Below are 18,784 nucleotides of genomic sequence, written 5' to 3' on the forward strand. Positions count from 1 at the left end.
TTTATAATTTTACTTATAAATATCTCTATCTGAATCTAATAAAATGATATGATCCAGAATCCCCATTAACCATACTAATAGCGTCATCTGAACATTTATATATCTTTTCCTGTTTATGATCTTCTCCTCCACTAAAAGTTATATTACCATCCTTATCTTTAGAAAGTCCTTTTTCTAAATTTATAAACTTAGGAAAATCAAAAACTAATCTTTTTATAGCTCCTTCTTTATATTTATATAAGGAATAATTATTATCTTGTAATTTTCCTAAAATAAATATACCATCTGAATTTGATTCTATATCACTAACATCTGAAATATTTTTTATTGTTTCTGTAACCTCTCCATTTTTATTTATAACTTTTACTAGCTTTTGTTTTCCTCCCTTGTCTTGAACTAATACTATTTCATTATCTAAAACCTTTAAAAATTCTACATATCCTAAATCAAGCTTATATAGAAGTTTTTCTTCTTTATCTATAATATTATAAATAAATATTCCATTATTCTTATCATTATCTATTCCATAATAAACTAATGTATCTTCATCTAACCAATCAATTAATTCTCCAGAAATTGATACATTACTATTTATTTGTATTTCCTTACTTTTTGATAAATCTTTTAATTTTAATTCTAAATAATCTTCTCTTATAAAGTAAGCTAAATAATCTCCACCTATAGATAACTTAGGTGATATTACAGTTTTTCCTTCTTCTATTAGCTCTTCTTTACCTAAATAGTTAACTTTATTTTGCCCATTTTCATTATAAATAAAATTTCCACTTTTCAAATCATAGGCTGTAATTAAATATTCAGTATCTATTTTTTCATATTTATCATTTGTTAAATTATATATTTTGTACTCACCTAAGTTTTCCAAAGCTATAGCTCCGCTCTTTATATCTATTTTTTGCTCTTCTTCTTGCTTATCATTGCATCCATATAAAAACATACTTATTAATAAAATTAGACTTACAAGGAAATTTATTCTCCTTCTTTTTTTATTCATTTTTTACCTCTTCTAATTAATATAATTCAACTTTACAAATAAAATCTGTTGATTCAATTATATATATTTCATTATCTATTATTTTAACTAATTAATTTCCTCATAAAGTTAAATCCACTAACTTTATTTAATTATAATCTAAGTATTTCCAAAATTATATCTGATTATAATTTATTTTCTTTAAAAACTCTTATTTCTAGCTTTATAACCACCATTGATAATTACACTAATTAAATGTTATACTATCCTTATCTTATTACCAAAGAAAGGATGATACTTATGGCTTTGGATGGTATCTACTTATATAGTTTAGTATATGATTTAAAAAAATCAATATTAAATTGTAAAATAGATAAAATTAATCAACCAGAAAAAGATGAAGTAATTTTAACCCTAAGGAAAGATAGACAAAATATTAAGTTATTAATTTCAGCTTCTTCTAAATTCCCTAGAATTCACTTAACTAATATAAGTAAACCTAACCCATTACAAGCACCTATGTTTACTATGGTTATGAGAAAATATTTAATTGGAGGAAGAATAACTGATATTTCCCAATTAAATGGAGATAGAATCCTTCAATTACACATAGAATCTACAGATGAATTAGGATTTAACAGTAAATATATTTTAATAGTTGAAATTATGGGAAGACATAGCAATATAACTCTTGTTAGAGAAAGAGATAATAAAATTATGGAATGTATTAAGCATATTTCTGCCGATATAAATACCTATAGAGTTTTATATCCTGGTATAAATTATGTATATCCTCCGAGCTCTAACAAATTAAATCCCTTTAATTTCTCAATAGATGATTTAAACCTATATTTAGATACTAATAATGTAACTATTGATGAAAATATATTCTCAAATGTATTTACTGGTATAGGTAAATCTCTATCTAAAAGCATATATAAAAATATTTCACAAGATAATAATACCATAAATATGGAATTAATTTTTAACTTCTTTAAAATCTTCATAAAAAATTTAGAAAATAATTTCAAATTTAAGATTTATATGGATAAGGATATTTTTAAAGATTTTCATTGTGTAGAGTTAGAAAATTTAGAATCTATATATTCATCATTATCTTTCAATAATCCAAGTTCTTTGCTTGATGAATTTTTTACTGTAAAAGACAAACAAGATAGATTATTAAATAGGTCTGTAGATTTACAAAGACTAATTTTAAATAATATAGATAGATGCAATAATAAGGCTAAGAAATTAAAAAATATACTTAAAGAATGTGAAGAAAAAGAAAAATATAAAATTAATGGTGATTTATTAACTTCTTATATATATATGATTAAAAAAGGATTAAAAGAAATATTATTATTAAACTTTTATAGCGATAACGAGGAATATGTAACTATAAAATTAGATGAAAATAAGACACCATCAGAAAATATACAATCCTTATATAAAAAATATAATAAACTAAAAAAATCTGAAGAAGCTGCTTTAGAGCAGCTAGAGAAAAATGAAGAGGAACTCCTATACTTAAACTCAGTTATGACAAATATCTTAAATTGTGAAAGCTATATAGAAATAGATGATATAAAAAAAGAATTAGTTGAAACTGGGTACTTAAAATTTAAAAATACAGGTAAAAACAATAAAAAAGATAAATCCTCTAAGCCTATACATTTAATTTCCTCTGATGGAATAGATATTTATATTGGTAAAAATAACATTCAAAATGATTATTTAACCTTGAAGTTTGCTAATAAAAATCACATATGGCTTCATACTAAAAACATACCTGGTTCACATGTTATACTTTGTAGTGATAATCCGTCTGATATAGCTTTAGAGGAAGCTGGAATCCTTGCTGCTTATTATAGTAAAGCAAAGAATTCTACAAAGGTTCCAGTAGACTATACTAAAGTAAAAAACTTAAAAAAGCCTAATGGCTCTAAACCAGGAATGGTTATATATCATACAAATTATACTTTATACACTGAACCATCACTATATAGCAATTCAAAAATTGAAAATAATAAAATTATTAAATAATAAAAAAGTAGAAACCATATTATTGTATAATCACAAAATATGGTTTCTACTTTTTATATATGATTTATAAGCATATCTCCATTATTTTTTATAAGTTCATTATCAAAATATTGGTAGTAATAGCACTTTAGCTTACCATTATATAACTTTCTATTTTTAGTTGACTTTCTTCCAAAGGGTCCTTCAAATCCTTCATAGGATGTAAGAATATTATAATCCCAATTGAAAAACTTCTTTTTAAAACTTCCAAAAGTTTTATATAGCTGTTCTACTTCTTTCTTTTCTCCTAATCTTTCTCCATATGGAGGATTAGAAACTATAAATCCATATCTACTGCTATTTGAAAAATCCTTAAAGTCTCTTCTTTGGAATTCAATGTACTTTGAAACTCCTGCCTTTTCAGCATTACTTCTTGCAACCTTAAGTATTCTTCCATCTATATCATATCCAATAAGTTTTATATCCTTATTTTTTATCGCTCTCTCTGCACCTTCTCTAACTTGTTCAAAAATATCAGAATCTATTGTAGGCCAAGTTTCACATGTAAAGCTTCTACACATTCCAGGTGCAATATTTTGCATAATCATAGCTGCCTCTATAAGAATAGTACCTGAACCACAAAATGGATCCACTAAAACAAAATCTTCTTTCCATCTTGATATAAGTACCATTGCAGCTGCTAAAGTTTCTTTAAGTGGTGCTGCTCCTGCTTCTTCTCTATACCCTCTTTTATGTAACCCTGGCCCTGAAGTATCTATAGTTAATGTGACAACATCCTTTAAAATTGATACTTCAATCTTATATAAGGAACCATTTTCTTCAAATTGACTTATTCCATAAGAATTAGCCATGCTATCGACTATAGCTTTTTTTACTATAGATTGACAATCCGGAACACTATGTAATGTAGATTTAACAGACTTACCATTTACATGCATAATCCCATCTTTAGGAATTATATCACTCCATTTAACATTCTTTGTACCTTGAAACAATTCCTCAAAACTCTTAGCTTCAAACTCTGCCATATTTATTAAAACTCTATCTGCAGTTCTTAAATGAACATTAGCGATAGCTATATCCATTTCATCACCAGTAAAATAAACTTTACCATTTTCTGTTTTTAAGTCTTCATAACCCAATGCTTTTAACTCTTTAGCTGTAATGCCTTCTAGCCCAAAGGTAGTGGTGGCAATTAAATTATATTCCATATTACTCTCCTTTATCCTTCGAATATTTTTACTGAGTCTACTCCATCAATTTCTTCTATTTCAACCCCTATTATTTCACTTTTTGATGTAGGTATGTTTTTTCCAACATAATCAGCTCTTATAGGTAGCTCCTTATGACCTCTATCTATTAAAACTGCAAGTTGTATTTGTTGTGGTCTACCTGAATCAATTATCGCATCAATTGCTGCTCTTACAGTTCTACATGTATATAAAACGTCATCTACTAATATTACTTTTTTACCAATAACGTCTACACCTAAATCAATATTATTTACTCTTGGGCTATCCTTTATTTCTGTTATATCATCTCTATACAAAGTTATATCAACATATCCTACTGGTACTTTTACCCCTTCTATATTTTCAATATTTTTTGCAATTCTATTCGCTAAAGGATAACCTCTTCTTTTAATCCCTACTAAAACTATATTTTCAACACCTTTATTTTTTTCAATTATTTCATGTGATATTCTTATTAAAGTTCTTTTAATCCCTTTATCATCTAATAAATTTGCTTTTAACTTCATTAAATACACCTCTATCTTCTTATATTCTCTAATAGTTCTAAATAATATTTAGGTAAGTCTGAATTAAATTCTATATATTCATTAGTTCTTGGATGAATAAATCCTAATGTTTTTGCATGTAATACTTGACCTTCTAGCTTAAACTTTTGTTTTTTATTCCCATAAAGAGGATCTCCAACTAAAGGATGACCTATAGATGCCATATGAACTCTTATTTGATGTGTTCTTCCAGTTTCTAAAGTACATTTTACTAAAGATGTTCCATTGTTGTACTGTTCTAAAACATTATAGTGCGTTACAGCTCTTTTTCCATCCTCAACAATAGCCATTTTTAATCTATCTTTTTTATTTCTCCCGATAGGCTTATCTACAGTACCTTCTAATTTACTAAACTTTCCTTCTACTAAAGCATAATACTCTCTTTTAATTGTATGATCTTTAAATTGCTCTGCTAGCTTATTATGAGACTCATCATTTTTAGCTATGACTAATATTCCTGATGTATCTTTATCTATCCTATGTACTATTCCTGGCCTTATAACTCCGTTTATTCCAGATAAATCTTTACAATGAAATAGCAATCCATTTACTAATGTACCACTATAATTTCCAGGTGCAGGATGTACAACCATCCCCTGTGCCTTATTTAAAACTATTACATCCTCATCTTCATAGACTATATTAAGAGCTATATCTTCTGGAACTACATCAAGTTCTATAGGCTCTGGCATGATTACGGTAATCTCATCTTTTTCTCTTAATTTATAATTACTTTTTACATATTTACCATTTACTAATACTGAACACGAATCTATCAATCCTTGTATAAATGATCTAGACTTTCCTTCTATCATATTAGACAAATACTTATCTATTCTTGCTCCTATATTGTTCTCTTCAGTTATTTTAAATAATAATTCATCCATTGATATGAATCTCCACTTTCTTTATAATTCTTAACACATTATAATACATTAAAACCTTGCACTCAATAGCTAAGTATTTATTAAAAATAAAAAATCCGTATTAAACGGATTTTATGTATTAATTTTTAGCGAAAAAGCTTTTTATCTCGTCCATATCTTCAGTATAAACTTCTTCTATTTCTTCTATGTTCTTACTTGATAATTCTATACTTCTTTCACTAGCTACTTCTTCTAAAGGTTCAGAAACGCTATAATTTTTAGTTAAATCTCTTTCTAATTCATCAAAAGTTTGAGTTTGTGCATTCATAAAGTTTCTAAATTTAGCTCTAAACTTAATAAATTCTTGCTTAACTTTCTCATATTCATCATTTATTTCAATTACATCATTATGGGCTTTATCTAAAACCTTTTGAGCTACATCATTAGCATTTTTTATTATTAGATCTGATTCTCTTTGAGATGTTTCTCTAGCTTGTTCAGCTGCATTTTGTGCTAACAATAATGTATTTTGAATAGTATTTTCTATTTTTACATAATGCTCTAATTTTTCATTAACTCTAGATAAATTTTCTTTTAATCTTGAATTTTCTTTATAAAGCTCTTCATAGTTCTCTATAATTTCATTTATAAATTCATCAACCTCTTCACTATCATATCCTCTAAATCCCTTTTTAAATTCTTTATTACTTATATCCATTGGAGTAAGCTTCATAAAATCACCTCTACATTATATATATTTTTTTATTATAACTCTCTGTTTACCACTTCTAGTTCCGCCAATAACATCTCCAACAATAAACTTTCCAATTCCTCTAATTGTAATTCTAGTATCTTTCAAAATGTCTTGACTTTTATCTTTTGCTTTAACATAATTTATTAAAACTTTACCACTATCTATAAGCTCAATAGCTTTTGCCCTAGATAAATTAGCAATTTTTGCAACAATGCTATCTGCCCTTAATGAAGAAATATTTATAATTATTTCTTCAAACTTTACAGATGGAATATCATCTATATTCTCTATTATTTTTATTTCCACAGGAGATTTTCCTATTGAAATAAGATTATTTAATATATAATCAGATATTTCTTCTAAAACCGGTAAATATGCCTTATCTTCTCTAACTAATATATCTCCCAACTTATTTCTATCAATTCCCAGAGACAACACAGCCCCTAAATAATCTCTATGCTCTAAAGTTGAAAAATTTGATTTATTAATAACTTCTAAAATTTTAATTGGATATTCAATATTATAATTATTATTAAAAGATATCATTCTTCTTTCAGATTCTTCAAAAAAACCATTACTTTTAACTAAAAAAGTATTAGTATTACAATTTTTCTCAAAAAAGCTCCAAATATTAGGTGAATAAAAACTATTGCTAAAAATAGTTATATCTCTTTCATAAGCTAACTTATACTTTTCATATATTTTTATAGCCTCTTTCACATCATCATCAGTAAAACTTTTAAGTATAGTTTCTTTTTTTAACATTAAAGATACATCCTAATAGTTGACAATAATATAATTGCAAATAAAGGTGAAAAGTCAAGCATACTGTTACCTATAACTTTCTCTTGTAAAATCCTAAAGGGTTTTAATATAGGGTTATTGAATGATGTAATTAATTCATAAAAAGAACTTTGCCTAACATTTGGTAAAATAGACATAAAGGCTTCCATAATAATAGTTATTTCTAGAACTCTAGATAATAACTTTATTGCTGTAAATATTATTCCTATATAAATCTCCCCCTATTTATTCCAATTAAATAAAGCCTTTGAACTTAATTCATTTTTTAATTCGTTAGTAACTTCTACATTAGAAGGCGACAGTAAGTAAACTCTTTGCTCTATTTCTTGTAGTGTAGCACCTAAAACATAGCAAGATCCACTTATAAAATCTACTAATCTTTGAGCTACCTTTGTTTCTAAAGTAGTAGCATTTACTAAAACTATTTTTCTTGCTTTTATAGCATCAGCAATTTCTCTAGCATCATCATAATTAGTTGGTTTAGTTACCATTACCTTCGCTGTTGATGAAGTATGAATATTAACTACTTTATTGCCTTTTTGTTTTGATATAATTGGTTCTATTTCTTCTTGTATTTCTTCTTCAACTTCTACATCTTCTAATTCTTCAAAATCATCCTCATACTCACCTAGCCCAATTATTTCTTTAAATTTTCCAAACATATTACCCATTCTTTACTCCTCCTAACGTATTTCTTTTACCAAATATTCCTTCACCAACTCTTATTAAGTTGGCTCCTTCTTCAATTGCTATCTTATAATCATTTGTCATTCCCATAGATAGAATCTCCATAGAAATGTTTTTATATGAATTCTTACTTAATTCATCATATATACTTTTCATTTTTTCAAAATAATATTTATTTTTATTATCATTTCCTTTTGGAATTATGGCCATTAATCCTTTTATTTTACAATTATTACATAGCTCTATTTCATTTATTAAGTCATTTAGTTCTTCTTCAAAAATCCCACTTTTACTGTCTTCTCTTCCAATATTTATCTGTATTAAAAGATTAGCTATGCAATTTTTATTAGAAAATTCACTTTCTATCTTTTTTAACAACTTAATGCTTGATAAGGAATGTATCAAATGAACTTTCCCAACTAAATACTTAACTTTATTAGTTTGCAAACTACCTATAAAATGCCATCTTATATCTTTTCCAAGGAGTTCTTCTTTATTAATAAGTTCTTGAACTTTATTTTCTCCAAAGTCTCTTTGACCAGTTCTGTATGCTATTTCTATATCTTCTATAGGTTTAGTTTTCGAAACTGCTACTAATGTGACATCTTTAGGTAAAGTACTTTTGATTTTAGTTATATTTTCTTCTATAATCAAGATATTTCCTCCTAAAGAAGTTATTTATACAATGTAAATATTCTTCAAAAAAACTTAAATTCCTTCAATTTTAAAATTTTTTTTAATAAAATTTTATTTTCCTTCATACCTTTGCATAAACATTGCTTCAGTATTTTGACTCGTTGCTGGAATAATCATTTCATCTTTTTGCTCTATATCAACTTTAATCTTTCTTAAGATCAATTTTTGTATATGACTATTTTCAGATAATAATGAAGCTTTCATTTTCTCTGGATCACCTATCATATATATATAAAATGGTCCATATTCCCTTGAATAATCTTCAAACCCTATAAACGCCGAATTACAACTTGCCCCTGTATTAGGCAAAACTCTATGATTATTTACAGCTATAGCCTCTGCACCTGCTTTTCTAGCTTCATTTATTATTAATGCCATATCCTCTTGGTGAAATATTTTTCTCATTATATCACGTTCTGTATCTAATACTTTATCTATATCTCCATCTTGTACTTTTATAACTAATCCAGGTCCTTTTACTGCAGTAACTCCACTTAATTTTCCATAATCAAATAACTGGCTTTTCATATCCTCTACAAGTTTTTTATTTTTTTCTGGATCATTACCTTCATATTTACTTATTTTATATCTATAATCTATGTTTTCACTTTTTATACTTTCTATTTCCTTGTATAGCTTATTTCTTTCTTCCAAGGCTTTTTTATATTCAACTGCATTCAGAGATATATTATAACTAGTTTTATTTAAGTCTATATTAATCATTATAAGAATCCCTGTTATAATTGAAGCTATTAAAATAAAAATTTTCCCTTTCAAATTTTTCATTTAATCACCTCGTTTATGAGACTTTAGCTTTTCAATTAATAATCTTCTTATAACTGCAAAGTTATCAAATATTCTACCTCCAAAGACTATAACAGCTGCTATATATACTGGTATCCCAAGTTTATCTCCTAAATAGGCTAAACCTGCTGCTAATATTGCATTTCCAAAGAAACCTGAAATAAAAATATCTGCTTTAAAGTTTTTTGATAATGATGCCCTTACAGCTCCAAACACAGAATCTAAACATGCTAATATTGCAACAGACATATAGGGAGATAAAGTATTTGGTATATTTATATCTAATAATAATCCTAAAAGTATGCCTATTAAAAGTCCTATAAATGCTATCATAAAAATCCCCCCTAACTAATTTACAGGTTTAATAAATTCAGTTTTTAAAGATTGTGTTGTTTTATTTATTATTATTTCATCACTTTCTTTTACTTCAACATTGTAGTTTGGCAATGATCCATAGTCTAATACTCCTATAAAATTAACTTCTACACTTAATGCTTTATTATCACCTATAGCCTTTATAACTATTTTGTCTTTTGGATTGATTCTACCTGCTGTACCTATCCAAATTCCATCACCAGAAACCTTTATTCCACTTTGAGGAGTTACTCTAAGATCATTTACTGATATAGCTTCAGCTCTAGCATATCTTAAAGTATTAACTATATGTACTATTTCATCTTCACTTATACTTCTGGAATTACCAGTATTACTAGAACCAAATATATCAGTTTTTGGTGTTATAGTTATAACTATTCCAGGTCCCTTTACATCCACTAATCCCAGATTCATTCTAGAATTATCCAATTGCTTTTTTATTTCTGCTTCAACAACACCTTCTTTAGCTGCTGTTTCTTCTAGCTTCTTTAACTCCTCTGACAAACTATTGTTTGACTTTAATAATTCTTCTTTTTGCTTTTTTAAGTCATCTAGTTCTGCAATTATATCTAAATTTTGAGTAGCTGTATTGATTTTGTTTTTTTCGTTAAGTAACTTAAATTGATGTGCTAGCAAAAATCCTAAAAGTGCACATACAATAGCAACAAATATTTGTGATGTAGCTCGCTTCATATAGCTTCCCCCTTCTCTAATTTTCTTGCTTTATAACTGGTAGACCATCAAAACTCATATCTATATATCCTTTTGAAATAACGCCTTGTTCTATAGCATTAAGTGATAAGTTCATTTTATCTACTAAGTCATTGCTGTCTCCAATCATTATTTTTATATTTCCGATATAACATATTATGTTATTTAAGTCTTCAACATCTATTTGAGAAAAAACATATTCATCTGGCATAGCCTCAACTATTTTATAAAATTTATCTAATGTATCTGAAAAATTACTCTCCTCAGAAACTTTATTTCCTATAGTTTTATCTGATATATCCATTCCTATAAGTTTTACTAATTTTCTATCTTCTAAACTAACTAATTCCTCAACAATAATTCCATTATTGTTTATAACTTTTATTTTATTTCCATCATCAAAATAAAATGCAATCTTATTTTCATTTACATTTATATTCAAATTATTTATTCCTTTTTTAGTTATTTTCACTTCATTTATATATGGATTTTCTTTTAATTCTTTTTCCATCTCCTTATAATCTATAGTAAATATATTTTGACCTATATTATATTTTAATTTTTCTTGTAGGCTTTCATCAGTTAAGGTAACTAATCCACTTATAGTTATTTTTTTCAAATTAAATACTGGAGATTTATATACAAATATTATTATTCCTATTATAAAAACAAATACCCCTAAAATTAATTTCTTTAATACTTTTTTTCTCTTCTTTTTTCTTATAAATTGATTTGTTTTGTTATTCATAATTCTCCTACTTTTACATAATATAATTATATACTATAATAATATCACTTTATGGGTATTTTTTCATTATTATTTTTACTAAATTTAAATTTTTTATAATAATTTATTTTAAAAATATATATCTTAAAATTTTACAAAGAAAAAAGAGTGAATAATAAAGAAAAACCCACTCTTTTTAATAAAATTTATAACTCTTTCCCTTGTGTTTGTCTTGATATGTTTAAAAGTATTCCCATTGCCATCATATTAATTACTAATGATGTACCTCCATAGCTTATGAATGGCATTGGAACTCCTGTTACAGGCATAGACCCTGTTACAACTGCAATATTAATAATAGCTTGAACTGCAATTATTGAAGTTATTCCTATTGCTAATAGTGTTCCATAAGTATCTTTTGCTTTCATTGCTACCTTTATTCCTCTCCATACAAAGAATACAAAAAGTGCAATAATAAAAAGGCATCCAATTAACCCAAGTTCTTCTCCTATTATGGAAAATATAAAATCATTATGTGGCTCAGGCATATATAAAGTTTTTTGTCTAGATTGACCAAGTCCTAATCCAGTTACTCCTCCAGCTCCTAGTGCATAAAAAGATTGAATTAATTGATATCCATCTCCAGCTGGATCTTTCCATGGATTTAGGAAATTCAGCATTCTAGCCCTTCTATAATCTTCCCCAAATATGAATACCATAACTGCTACTAATAACACTGGTGCAACCTTACCAAACAAATCTTTAATTCGTCCGCCTGCAACGAAAAGCATTATAAAAGTAACAATCATAATAATTGCTGCTATACTCAGGTTCTTTTCTGCTAATATCATAGCTGAGAAGAACCCTGATACACCTAGATAGGGTACTATTCCTGACCAAAATTTTTTCACCCCATCTCCCTTTAAATCTAAACTCATAGCTAAAAATAAAACTACTACATACTTAGTAAGTTCCGAAGGTTGAAATGATAATGGTCCTAACTGAATCCACCTCTTTGCTCCATTTACTGCTGGAAAGAAAAATACGGCTACTAATAATGGAACAGTTATTATCAAAAGATGTGGAGTAATTTTTTTTAACTTATGATAATCGAAAGTAACCATAACCCCCATCGCTACTAACCCAGTTATTGCCCAAATTAATTGTTTTTTTAAATATACCATGCTATCTCCCTCTTTAAACATAGCATAGTATGAACTTGCTGAGTATATCATAATTACTCCTATTGCTAGTAAAAATATAACAGCATAAAATATACCATAGTCAATTTCGCCCACTCTTACACTGGACTTTTTTTCTCTCATAAAAGCTCCTCCAATTCAATGATTAAAGGGCTATAAATCCTATAAAGCATAATATTACAGTTACTATAGAAAAAACTGTAACAATTTTTGTTTCACTCCATCCTACTTGCTCAAAATGATGATGAATAGGTGCCATTTTAAATAATCTTTTTCCTCTTAATTTATACGATGAAACTTGTAAAATTACTGATATTGTTTCAAAAACATATATTCCACCAACAATAAATAGTATTAATGGTAATTCTAGAATTAATGCAATAGTAGCTATAGCACCTCCAATTGCAAGGGAACCAGTATCACCCATAAATACTTTTGCAGGGTAAGCATTGTATTTTAAGAATCCTAGCAAACCTCCTGCTAAAACGACTGAAAATACTGCTAATGATTCATGTTTCATTGTAAATGCCACAACTGCAAAAAATGTTAATACTAAAACACTGACAGTAGATGCTAATCCATCTAATCCATCTGTTAAATTAACAGCATTAGTAGCACCTGCATAATATACTATTACAAAAGGAATATACAATATCCCTAGTGGTATTTTTGTATCAATAAAAGGTATTTTTAAAGCAGTTCCTAAATTAACATATCCATAAACTGCAATTGCAGTTGAAAAGATAATTAATAGCACCATTTTTTGCCAAGCCTTTAATCCTTCATTTTGTTTCTTTATGATTTTTAGAATATCATCTAAAAATCCTATAAACCCGAAAGCAAGTAGCGAATAAAGCGCAATCATCGCTTCGTCCATTGGATTAAATCTCATAACCACCATAACTATTAATGTTGATATTATAAATATAATACCTCCTATAGTTGGAGTTCCTGCTTTTTTAAGGTGGCTCTGAGGCCCTTCTTTTCTTATATTTTGACCAAACTTTAATCTTCTAAGCATTGGTATTGTTATAGGTCCTAGTATTATCGATATTATAAAAGCTAACACTAATCCTAAAGTTAGATTTGATGTTACTATGTCTATTAATTTATCCCCCATTGTAGCTGCCTAAATAGGCAGTTCACCTCCTTCGTTATATTGAGACTTCTTCTAATGAACTAACTATATCTTCAAACTTCATACCTCTTGAAGCCTTTACTAAAACTACATCATTTTCTTTAAACATAGTATTTATATTTTCTATAAATTCTTCCTTAGTAGCAAAAGTAATGATATTTTCTCCTGTAAATCCTGATTTAAAATAACTTCTATATTCTCCTATAGCAATTAATAAATCTACTTTATTTGAAGCATAAATTCCTACTTCTTTATGTGATTTTACAGCTTCATCACCTAGTTCATTCATAGTCCCAAGTATAGCTATTTTTCTTCCTATCTTGTAAGTACTTAGTACATCAATTGAGGATTTCATTGAATCTGGGCTAGCATTATAACAATCATTTATAATTGTTAATCTATCATTTTTTAAAACTTGTAACCTCATAGATGTAGCTTCTAAATTTTCAATTCCTTCTTTCATTTCAGAAAAAGAAACATTTAAAATTTTAGCTACTTCTATTGCAAGCATTGAATTTAAAACGTTGTGCTTACCAGCCATAGGTATTATAAATGTACTTTCCTCATATTGATCCTTAACAGTAAATGTTGTTTTGTTCTCCTCTAGTATAATATTAAATGCATAAAGATCATATTCATGATTATATCCAATTTTTACAATTTTAAAACATTTATCTTTTATTCTTAATAAATTCTTATCTTCTCCATTTATTACAAGAGTATTACTTTCGGTAAAGTAATTAAATATTTCTGATTTTGCTTTTAAAATGTTATCTTGAGTTTTCAAATTTTCTATATGAGATAATCCAATATTAGTTATTACCGCTATATCTGGTCTAGCACACTTAGCCAAGACATCTATCTCTCCTAAATCACTCATTCCCATTTCTAAAACAGCTACATCTATTGTGCTATCAAGCTCTAATATCATTAAAGGTAATCCTATTTGATTGTTAAAATTGCCTTTTGTTTTAAAAATCTTGTATTTTTTGCTTAAGAAAGCTGCAATTAAATCTTTAGTAGATGTTTTTCCACATGAACCAGTTACACCAACAACTTTTAAACCTAACTTATTTCTATAAAAATTAGCAAGATCTAACAAAGCCTGTGAAGTGTCCGCCACCTTTATTATGGTACCATTATTCTCTATTTTGCTTACATCAAATAAAACTTCATCTACTACTGCTATAGATGCTTTTTTAAAAAAGGCTTCATTTACAAATTTATTTCCATTAAAATTTTCACCTTTTATAGCAAAGTATATATTGTTTTCTTCTATCTTTCTTGTATCTATACAAACATTGTTAAAATTAGTTTTTCCTTCAATTATTATTTCGCCTCGTACAGCTTCTAAAAGTTCATCTAACGATAATTCCAATTTATGCACCTCTAATTATTTCTTTTTATTTGATAAAATTTCATCAATTACTTCTCTTTCATCAAAATGAATTACACCTTCATTAGTTATTTGGTAATTCTCATGACCTTTTCCCGCTAAAACAACTACATCTCCTTCTTCAGCCATACCTAATGCAAGTTTTATAGCCTCAACTCTATTTTCAATTGCTAGATAATTTGACTTTGTTATTCCTGCAACTATTTCTTTTATAATAGCCATCGGATCCTCTTCTCTTGGATTATCAGACGTTATAACAGCTAAATCTGCAATTTCTGTTCCTATTCTTCCAAGCTCAGCTCGTTTAACTTTATCTCTGTCTCCACCACATCCATATACTGCAATTAATCTATTTTTAGCAAATCCTTTTAATGTTTCTAGTATATTTTTTAATCCGTCTGGAGTATGTGCAAAATCTATTATTACTTCGTATGGTATATTATATTTATATCCAACTCTCTCACATCTTCCTGGTACTATAATGTCTAATAAACCTTCTTTTATAAACTCTTTGTTTATATCTAAAATACTCATTGCTCCAACCGTCCCTAAAGCATTATAAACATTATATTCTCCTGGTAAAATAGAGTTAAAATCTTCTCCATTTATCTTAAAGTGTATATCTCCTTCTTTTAACATAAGATCTGATGCTTTAAAATCACTATTATTTCTTATTGAATAAGTTTTCACTACTTTATTTCCTAATTTCTCAATATCCTTTAGCACTCTATATCCATAATCATCATCAACATTAATAACACAAGCTTTACTTCTTTCAAAAAGTTTGAATTTAGCATTATAGTAATTATCAAAAGATTTATGGAAATCTAAATGATCTCTTGTTAAATTTGTAAATATTCCAACTTCAAATTCACAACCATAAACTCTATCTAAATATAAAGAATGTGATGAAACTTCCATAACACAATATTCACAGTTTGCCTCTACCATATCCTTAAATAATTTTTGAAGCTCTAATGACTCTGGAGTAGTTCTTTCTGATTTTAGTTTAATATCTCCTATATAATTAGCTATAGTACCAACTAACCCAACTTTTTTACCTGCTTTTTCTAGCATTGACTTTAACATATATACAGTTGTTGTTTTTCCATTTGTTCCTGTAACACCAATTAGTTTTAAATTCTTAGTTGGATGTCCATAATAGTTAGAAGACATAGTAGCAAGTGCTTTTCTACCCTCTTTCACAACTAAAACAGTTATATCCTCCCCTTTAATTTCAATATTTTTTTCACAAACTATAACCTTTGCTCCAGCTTCTACTGCTTTATTTGCATAGTTATGACCGTCAACTTCAAATCCTGTAAGGCATACAAATAAGTCACTTTTATTTACTTTTCTGCTATCATACTGAATACTGTTTACTTCTTTATCTAATGTTCCTTCTAATAATTCATAATTTACTCCCTTTAATAAATCTAATAACTTCATTTCACCATCTCCTTAATATTCTAAAAAGAACTCCCCATATCTTTTGTATAAAAATTTAGCATGTGAGTTTCCCACATGCTAATGTAAAGGGATATTCTAAATTAATCTCCATATTCTTCGTTTAATATAAGTTTTACGTTTGTTCCTTTTGTAATCATCTCACCCTTTGGAATGCTTTGTTTAAATATAGACCCCATTCCCTCAGATGTATATTTAATGCCTAAATCATCGAGAATTTTAGTTGCAGACTCTAATGAGTACCCCCTCAAATCTGGCATAACGACATTTTTATTATAAGACTCTGAGTCACCTATGTCTATATTAATCTTAGAATTTTCTTTAACAGTATATCCTGGATAAGGTTTTACATTTGTTATTATAGACCCATTTCCTTGAATATTATACTCTAAATTGTATTCTTTTAATATTTTTTTCGCTTCATTAACTTCTAATCCTCTTATCTCAGGAATTACTACTTCTTTTACTATGCTATCTATATTATCTTTTGATATTTCTGAACTCATATAATTAAATATGTCTGTAAATAAAATATTTGCAAGAGGAGCAACTATTTGACCTGCATAATAGGTTCCTGTACCAGGTTCATCTATTGATATAAACACTGATACTTTAGGATCATCAGCTGGCGCAAAACCAGCCAAAGAAGATATATATTTTCCTGATTCATATCCTCCACCATTTGGGTTAACCTTTTGAGCAGTCCCTGTTTTAGCTGCTATATGATATCCTTCAACATAAGATTTACTTGAACCACCTTGTGCTACAGTTCTTTCTAAATAATCTCTTAAAATAGCAGTGTTCTCTTGACTTAAGATATCTACTATATTTGATTCAAAAGTTTTATCAGTTACAATATTATTATACTCATCCTTATGAATTACTTCCTTCATTATATGAGGTTGAATAAGCTTCCCTCCGTTTACAATACTATTAAATGCAGTCATGTATTGAACAGCATTTACAGTATTCGTTTGTCCAAATGAAATTGTTGCAAGGTCAGCCTCTGTAATATCTTCAGTTTTTTTAGTTATTCCTTTTGCTTCTCCTGGTAAATCCACACCACTCACTTTACCAAAGCCCATTTTTTTTATATACTCATTTAGTTTTTCTTTTCCTATTCTTTTACCTATATCCATAAAACCAACATTGCAGGAGTTTTCAAGAATTTCAGGTAATATTTGTGTTCCATGTCCTGATGTCTTCCAACACTTTATTGTATGAGGTCCAACTTTTAAGCTTCCATTACAGGTAAAAGTATCTGACTCTTTAACTAATCCTTCTTCTAAATTACCTATCATTGTTACAACTTTAAAAATTGATCCTGGCTCAAACGTGTCATTAACTAAATGATTTCTCCACATCTTTTGAACCTTTTCAGCTGTATTTTCTCCGCTATAATTTTCTATTCCTTCATATGGTTTATTGGGGTCAAAATCAGGCTTATTTACCATTGCTAATATTTCGCCATTACTAGGATTCATTATTATTATAGAAACCTGCTTTGCTTGGTTATCCTTATATCCCTTTTCTGCTACTTTCTCAGCAAATGCTTGTAAATTAGCATCTATAGTTAAAGTAACATCCTTTCCATCTACTGGTGGTGTAAATTTTGAAATTGTATATGGTAATTCATCGTTATACTTCTCTAATTCAGAAATACGAAGTCCAGGAGTGCCAGATAGATACTCATTATATTGTAATTCTACACCAGTTAATCCTTGCCCATCAATATTAGTACTGCCTAATACATGAGCTAAAAAATTTCCCCTTGGATAATATCTTTTTGTATCTGGAGATACTATTACTCCTGGTATGTTTAAATTTTTAACCTTATCAGCCGGTTCTTTCTCTATTCTTCTTACTAATGTTGCAGCTCCTGCATCTGCTCCACTTGGAAGCTTTGTATTTAATTTCTTAAGAACCTTTTCTACATCCATTCCTAAAGCTTCTGCTATTTTAGGGGCTATATTTTCATTACTTGAATTTTCTTTTCTTAAATGGGATCTTATTGAGTTAAGGTCAAAATCTACTCTATAAACATTTGCAGATACAGCGAGTTCTACCCCATTTCTATCAAGTATTCTACCTCTTCTTGCATCAATTTTAACTTCACTCGTCCACTGCTCTTCAGCTCTTTCTGAGTACTCACCTCTTTTAACTATCATTATGTAGGACAATCTAATTATTAAAAGAGCAAATAAACAGGTTAATGCGGTAAGCGCTAATGACATTCTCTTTTTCATTAGCGCTTTATCTCTATAATTCTTTCTATTCACATCAATGCCTCCATGTAATTGATTAAAAACATGTAGAGTACTA

General features: G+C 27.8%; 19 protein-coding genes. 1 reads left to right on the forward strand and 18 read right to left on the reverse strand.

Annotation, left to right across the window (positions count from 1 at the left end):
* Positions 1-25: 25 nt before the first annotated feature.
* Positions 26-1,012, reverse strand: a complete 987-nt coding sequence (locus tag ACH36K_RS12445) for a hypothetical protein (protein ID WP_411167939.1) — start codon at positions 1,010-1,012, stop codon at positions 26-28.
* A 279-nt stretch (positions 1,013-1,291) separates the two neighbouring features.
* Between ACH36K_RS12445 and ACH36K_RS12450 the strand changes: the two genes are divergently transcribed.
* Positions 1,292-3,037, forward strand: coding sequence for an NFACT family protein (locus ACH36K_RS12450; RefSeq protein WP_411167940.1), 1,746 nt, complete (start codon positions 1,292-1,294; stop codon positions 3,035-3,037).
* 53 nt (positions 3,038-3,090) lie between these two features.
* On the opposite strand, the gene ACH36K_RS12455 is transcribed toward ACH36K_RS12450, so the two are convergent.
* From ACH36K_RS12455 to ACH36K_RS12535, 17 genes are all read right to left on the reverse strand, one after another.
* Positions 3,091-4,248, reverse strand: coding sequence for a class I SAM-dependent RNA methyltransferase (locus ACH36K_RS12455; protein WP_411167941.1), 1,158 nt, complete (start codon positions 4,246-4,248; stop codon positions 3,091-3,093).
* 11 nt (positions 4,249-4,259) lie between these two features.
* A complete protein-coding gene (gene pyrR, locus ACH36K_RS12460) occupies positions 4,260-4,796 on the reverse strand; it encodes a bifunctional pyr operon transcriptional regulator/uracil phosphoribosyltransferase PyrR (protein WP_411167942.1) in 537 nt (178 codons plus the stop codon).
* 11 nt (positions 4,797-4,807) lie between these two features.
* Positions 4,808-5,722, reverse strand: coding sequence for an RluA family pseudouridine synthase (locus ACH36K_RS12465; protein ID WP_411167943.1), 915 nt, complete (start codon positions 5,720-5,722; stop codon positions 4,808-4,810).
* A 118-nt stretch (positions 5,723-5,840) separates the two neighbouring features.
* Positions 5,841-6,434, reverse strand: coding sequence for a DivIVA domain-containing protein (locus tag ACH36K_RS12470; RefSeq protein ID WP_411167944.1), 594 nt, complete (start codon positions 6,432-6,434; stop codon positions 5,841-5,843).
* A gap of 15 nt (positions 6,435-6,449) precedes the next feature.
* Positions 6,450-7,220, reverse strand: a complete 771-nt coding sequence (locus ACH36K_RS12475) for an RNA-binding protein (protein ID WP_411167945.1) — start codon at positions 7,218-7,220, stop codon at positions 6,450-6,452.
* Positions 7,220-7,474: a YggT family protein gene (locus tag ACH36K_RS12480; protein WP_411170699.1), complete on the reverse strand. Its 255-nt coding sequence runs from the start codon at positions 7,472-7,474 to the stop codon at positions 7,220-7,222. Before ACH36K_RS12480 ends, ACH36K_RS12475 begins: the two co-directional genes overlap by 1 nt.
* A gap of 6 nt (positions 7,475-7,480) precedes the next feature.
* On the reverse strand, positions 7,481-7,930 hold the full coding sequence (locus ACH36K_RS12485; RefSeq protein ID WP_411167946.1) for a cell division protein SepF: 450 nt from the start codon (positions 7,928-7,930) through the stop codon (positions 7,481-7,483).
* Complete coding sequence (locus ACH36K_RS12490; protein ID WP_411167947.1) at positions 7,923-8,600, reverse strand: YggS family pyridoxal phosphate-dependent enzyme; 678 nt, start codon at positions 8,598-8,600, stop codon at positions 7,923-7,925. The genes ACH36K_RS12485 and ACH36K_RS12490 overlap by 8 nt, the downstream gene beginning before the upstream one ends.
* 93 nt (positions 8,601-8,693) lie before the next feature.
* On the reverse strand, positions 8,694-9,428 hold the full coding sequence (locus ACH36K_RS12495; protein ID WP_411167948.1) for a DUF881 domain-containing protein: 735 nt from the start codon (positions 9,426-9,428) through the stop codon (positions 8,694-8,696).
* Positions 9,429-9,779 carry a small basic family protein gene (locus tag ACH36K_RS12500; protein ID WP_411167949.1) on the reverse strand — a complete coding sequence of 117 codons (351 nt, stop codon included), beginning with the start codon at positions 9,777-9,779 and terminating at the stop codon, positions 9,429-9,431. It lies immediately after the preceding gene.
* A gap of 15 nt (positions 9,780-9,794) precedes the next feature.
* A complete protein-coding gene (locus tag ACH36K_RS12505) occupies positions 9,795-10,514 on the reverse strand; it encodes a DUF881 domain-containing protein (protein ID WP_411167950.1) in 720 nt (239 codons plus the stop codon).
* Between the two features lie 16 nt (positions 10,515-10,530).
* Positions 10,531-11,280 (reverse strand): cell division protein FtsQ/DivIB, encoded by a 750-nt coding sequence (locus ACH36K_RS12510; RefSeq protein WP_411167951.1) that lies wholly within the window; start codon positions 11,278-11,280, stop codon positions 10,531-10,533.
* Positions 11,281-11,465: 185 nt separating this feature from the next.
* Entirely contained in the window at positions 11,466-12,584 is a 1,119-nt protein-coding gene (spoVE, locus tag ACH36K_RS12515; RefSeq protein ID WP_411167952.1) for a stage V sporulation protein E, read from the reverse strand.
* A gap of 22 nt (positions 12,585-12,606) precedes the next feature.
* A complete protein-coding gene (gene mraY / locus ACH36K_RS12520) occupies positions 12,607-13,581 on the reverse strand; it encodes a phospho-N-acetylmuramoyl-pentapeptide-transferase (RefSeq protein ID WP_411167953.1) in 975 nt (324 codons plus the stop codon).
* 34 nt (positions 13,582-13,615) lie between these two features.
* A complete protein-coding gene (locus ACH36K_RS12525) occupies positions 13,616-14,977 on the reverse strand; it encodes a UDP-N-acetylmuramoyl-tripeptide--D-alanyl-D-alanine ligase (protein ID WP_411167954.1) in 1,362 nt (453 codons plus the stop codon).
* Between the two features lie 15 nt (positions 14,978-14,992).
* Positions 14,993-16,444, reverse strand: coding sequence for a UDP-N-acetylmuramoyl-L-alanyl-D-glutamate--2,6-diaminopimelate ligase (locus tag ACH36K_RS12530; RefSeq protein ID WP_411167955.1), 1,452 nt, complete (start codon positions 16,442-16,444; stop codon positions 14,993-14,995).
* Between the two features lie 101 nt (positions 16,445-16,545).
* Positions 16,546-18,741: a stage V sporulation protein D gene (locus tag ACH36K_RS12535; protein WP_411167956.1), complete on the reverse strand. Its 2,196-nt coding sequence runs from the start codon at positions 18,739-18,741 to the stop codon at positions 16,546-16,548.
* Positions 18,742-18,784 lie beyond the last annotated feature (43 nt).

It is taken from the genome of Clostridium sp. MB05 (assembly GCF_046581255.1).
In the GTDB taxonomy this organism is placed as follows: Bacteria; Bacillota; Clostridia; order Clostridiales; family Clostridiaceae; genus Clostridium.

Bases quoted from the DNA above. Each gene is read 5' to 3' on its own strand.
- ACH36K_RS12445 (WP_411167939.1), bottom strand. From the start codon at position 1,012: ATGAATAAAAAAAGAAGGAGAATAAATTTCCTTGTAAGTCTAATTTTA.
- ACH36K_RS12450 (WP_411167940.1), top strand. From the start codon at position 1,292: ATGGCTTTGGATGGTATCTACTTATATAGTTTAGTATATGATTTAAAA.
- ACH36K_RS12455 (WP_411167941.1), bottom strand. From the start codon at position 4,248: ATGGAATATAATTTAATTGCCACCACTACCTTTGGGCTAGAAGGCATT.
- pyrR (WP_411167942.1), bottom strand. From the start codon at position 4,796: ATGAAGTTAAAAGCAAATTTATTAGATGATAAAGGGATTAAAAGAACT.
- ACH36K_RS12465 (WP_411167943.1), bottom strand. From the start codon at position 5,722: ATGGATGAATTATTATTTAAAATAACTGAAGAGAACAATATAGGAGCA.
- ACH36K_RS12470 (WP_411167944.1), bottom strand. From the start codon at position 6,434: ATGAAGCTTACTCCAATGGATATAAGTAATAAAGAATTTAAAAAGGGA.
- ACH36K_RS12475 (WP_411167945.1), bottom strand. From the start codon at position 7,220: ATGTTAAAAAAAGAAACTATACTTAAAAGTTTTACTGATGATGATGTG.
- ACH36K_RS12485 (WP_411167946.1), bottom strand. From the start codon at position 7,930: ATGGGTAATATGTTTGGAAAATTTAAAGAAATAATTGGGCTAGGTGAG.
- ACH36K_RS12495 (WP_411167948.1), bottom strand. From the start codon at position 9,428: ATGAAAAATTTGAAAGGGAAAATTTTTATTTTAATAGCTTCAATTATA.
- ACH36K_RS12500 (WP_411167949.1), bottom strand. From the start codon at position 9,779: ATGATAGCATTTATAGGACTTTTAATAGGCATACTTTTAGGATTATTA.
- ACH36K_RS12505 (WP_411167950.1), bottom strand. From the start codon at position 10,514: ATGAAGCGAGCTACATCACAAATATTTGTTGCTATTGTATGTGCACTT.
- ACH36K_RS12510 (WP_411167951.1), bottom strand. From the start codon at position 11,280: ATGAATAACAAAACAAATCAATTTATAAGAAAAAAGAAGAGAAAAAAA.
- spoVE (WP_411167952.1), bottom strand. From the start codon at position 12,584: ATGAGAGAAAAAAAGTCCAGTGTAAGAGTGGGCGAAATTGACTATGGT.
- mraY (WP_411167953.1), bottom strand. From the start codon at position 13,581: ATGGGGGATAAATTAATAGACATAGTAACATCAAATCTAACTTTAGGA.
- ACH36K_RS12530 (WP_411167955.1), bottom strand. From the start codon at position 16,444: ATGAAGTTATTAGATTTATTAAAGGGAGTAAATTATGAATTATTAGAA.